A 3,064-nucleotide genomic window follows, 5' to 3' on the forward strand; every position below is an offset into this window, starting at 1 on the left:
TGCTGCTGCCCGCCCTGCTGCTGGAGCTGCTGATCCACCTGGTGCCGATGGCCGTCGGCGTGGTGATGAGCTTCAAGGAGCTGACCCAGCGCTACATCCGCGACTGGGGCGAGGCGCCCTGGGCCGGCCTGGACAACTTCCGCGTCGCCGTCGACTTCGACGCGCCGGTGGGCGAGGCGCTGCTGCGCTCGTTCCTCATCACCTGCGCGTTCACGGTCCTCGCGGTCGGCTTCTCCTGGCTGCTCGGCGTCACCGCGGCGATCCTCATGCAGGACGCCTTCCGCGGCCGCGGACTGCTGCGCGCGGTCTTCCTCACCCCGTACGCGCTGCCCGTCTACACCGCCGTCATCACCTGGTCGTTCATGCTCCAGCGGGACAACGGCCTGGTGAACCATGTGATTCACGACCAGCTGGGGCTGACGAGCCAGCCGACGTTCTGGCTGATCGGCGACAACGCGTTCGTCTCGCTCGTGCTCGTCTCGGTCTGGCGCACCTGGCCGTTCGCGTTCCTGGTGCTCACCGCGGCGCTGCAGAACATCCCGCGCGAGGTGTACGAGGCGTCCGCGATCGACGGCGCCGGGATCTGGCAGCAGATCCGCCGGATCACCCTGCCGTCGCTGCGGCCGGTCAACCAGGTGCTGGTCCTCGTGCTCTTCCTGTGGACGTTCAACGACTTCAACGTGCCGTACATCCTCTTCGGCAAGTCGGCGCCGGAGTCCGCGGACATCATCTCCATCCACATCTACCAGTCGTCCTTCGTCACCTGGAACTTCGGCGCCGGCTCCGCCATGTCCGTGCTGCTGCTGCTCTTCCTGCTGGTCGTCACGGCCGGCTACCTGCTGCTCACCTCCCGGGGAAGGAAGGCGGCCAGTGCATAGCTCCCCCACCGCACCGCCGCGGTCGTTCATCTGGACCAGGCGGATCGTGCTCACGCTGCTGACGGTCTTCGCGGTCACGCCCGTGTACGTGATGCTCAGCAGCTCGCTCAAGCCCCTCGAAGACGTGACCGGCGAGTTCCGGTGGATACCCAGCGGGCTGACCATCCGGCCGTATCTCGATATCTGGGACACGGTGCCGCTGGCCCGTTACTTCCTGAACTCACTGATCGTGGCGGGCGCCGCGACGGCCTGCTCGGTCGTCATCGCGATCTTCGCCGCGTACGCGGTCAGCCGCTACCGCTTCCGCGGCAAGCGGCTGTTCACGGTCACGGTGCTGTCCACCCAGATGTTCCCCGGCATCCTCTTCCTGCTGCCGCTGTTCCTGATCTTCGTCAACATCGGGAACACCACCGGGATCGCCCTCTACGGCTCCCGCGGCGGCCTGATCCTCACGTACATGACCTTCACCCTGCCCTTCTCCATCTGGATGCTGGTCGGCTACCTCGACTCCATCCCCCGCGACCTGGACGAGGCGGCGCTCGTCGACGGCTGCGGGCCGCTGAAGGCACTGTTCCGTGTCGTGGTGCCGGCGGCGGTCCCCGGGATCGTCGCCGTCGCCATCTACTCCTTCATGACCGCCTGGGGCGAGGTCCTCTTCGCCTCGGTCATGACCAACGACGTCACCCGGACGCTCTCCGTCGGGCTGCAGGGATACGCGACCCAGACCGAGGTGTACTGGAACCAGGTCATGGCCGCCTCCCTCGTCGTCAGCCTCCCCGTCGTCGCCGGCTTCCTGCTGCTCCAGCGCTATCTCGTCGCCGGGCTGACCGCCGGAGCCGTCAAGTGACCCCGTCCGAAAGGAACTCCGTGACCGACCTGCACCTCGACCGTCTCCCGTCCGACTTCGTGTGGGGCACGGCCACCGCCGCGTACCAGATCGAGGGCGCCGTCCGCGAGGACGGCCGCGCCCCGTCGATCTGGGACACGTTCTCGCACACGCCCGGCATGGTCGACGGCGGCGACACCGGCGACGTCGCCTGCGACCACTACCACCGCTGGCCCGAGGACATCGCGCTGATGCGCCGACTGGGCGCCGAGGCGTACCGCTTCTCGATCGCCTGGCCGCGCGTCGTCCCGGGCGGCGACGGTCCCGTCAACGAGGCGGGCCTCGCCTTCTACGACCGGCTCACCGACGCGCTGCTCGAAGCCGGCATCACGCCCTTCCCCACCCTCTACCACTGGGACCTGCCGCAGGCGCTCCAGGACCGCGGCGGCTGGGCGGAGCGCGCGACCGCCGAGGCGTTCGCGGAATACGCGGCCGTCGTGGCCCACCGGCTCGGCGACCGGATCACCGACTGGGCCACGCTCAACGAGCCGCTGTGCTCGGCCTGGATCGGGCACCTGGAGGGCCGGATGGCCCCGGGGCTCACCGATCTGACGGCGGCGGTACGGGCCTCGTACCACCTGCACCTCGGCCACGGCCTGGCCGTCCAGGCGCTGCGCGCCGCCGTGCCCGGGGCCCGCGTCGGGCTGGTCAACAACCTCACGCACTGCGAGCCGGCCTCCGACAGCGACGAGGACATCGCCGCCGCCGCCCGCGCCGACGGGCACACCAACCGCTGGTGGATGGACCCGATCCACGGCCGCGGCTACCCGGAGGACATGCGCCGGCTGTACGGCGTGGACCTGCCCGAGCGCCCCGGGGACCTGGAGACCATCGCCGCGCCGCTGGACTGGCTGGGCCTGAACTACTACTTCCGCCAGGTCGTCGCGAACGACCCGGACGGGCCGCTGCCGTACGCGCGCCAGGTCGACCTGCCCGGCGTGCGGCGCACCGCGATGGGCTGGGAGGTGCACGCCGAGGGGCTGACGAAGACGCTGGAGCGGATGGCCGACGACTACCGCGCCCGCTGCCTGTACGTCACCGAGAACGGCGCCGCCTACCCGGACGCGGTCGGCCCCGACGGGCAGATCGACGACCCGGAGCGCACCCGCTACCTGGAGGAGCACCTCGCCGCCTGCACCGAGGCGGTGCGCCGCGGCGTGCCGCTGGCGGGGTACTTCGCCTGGTCGCTGCTGGACAACTTCGAGTGGGCGTACGGCTACGACAAGCGCTTCGGCCTCGTCCACGTCGACTACGCCACCCAGCGGCGGACCATCAAGGGCAGCGGCCGGCGCTACGCCGA

At 70.2% G+C, this 3,064-nt stretch carries 3 protein-coding genes; all 3 read left to right on the top strand.

Annotation, left to right across the window (positions count from 1 at the left end; genetic code table 11):
- Positions 1–878 (top strand): carbohydrate ABC transporter permease (locus tag H5J30_RS24230; RefSeq protein WP_181789488.1); only part of this gene is annotated, 878 nt, incomplete at its 5' end.
- Positions 871–1,725, top strand: coding sequence for a carbohydrate ABC transporter permease (locus H5J30_RS24235; protein ID WP_181789489.1), 855 nt, complete (start codon positions 871–873; stop codon positions 1,723–1,725). The genes H5J30_RS24230 and H5J30_RS24235, both read left to right, overlap by 8 nt.
- Before the next feature lie 20 nt (positions 1,726–1,745).
- The coding region (locus tag H5J30_RS24240) for a GH1 family beta-glucosidase (RefSeq protein WP_181789490.1) at positions 1,746–3,064 on the top strand (1,319 nt) is incomplete at its 3' end.

Origin of the sequence: Streptomyces phytophilus (genome assembly GCF_013870535.1) — a bacterium.
Taxonomy (GTDB): Bacteria; Actinomycetota; Actinomycetes; order Streptomycetales; family Streptomycetaceae; genus Streptomyces; species Streptomyces phytophilus.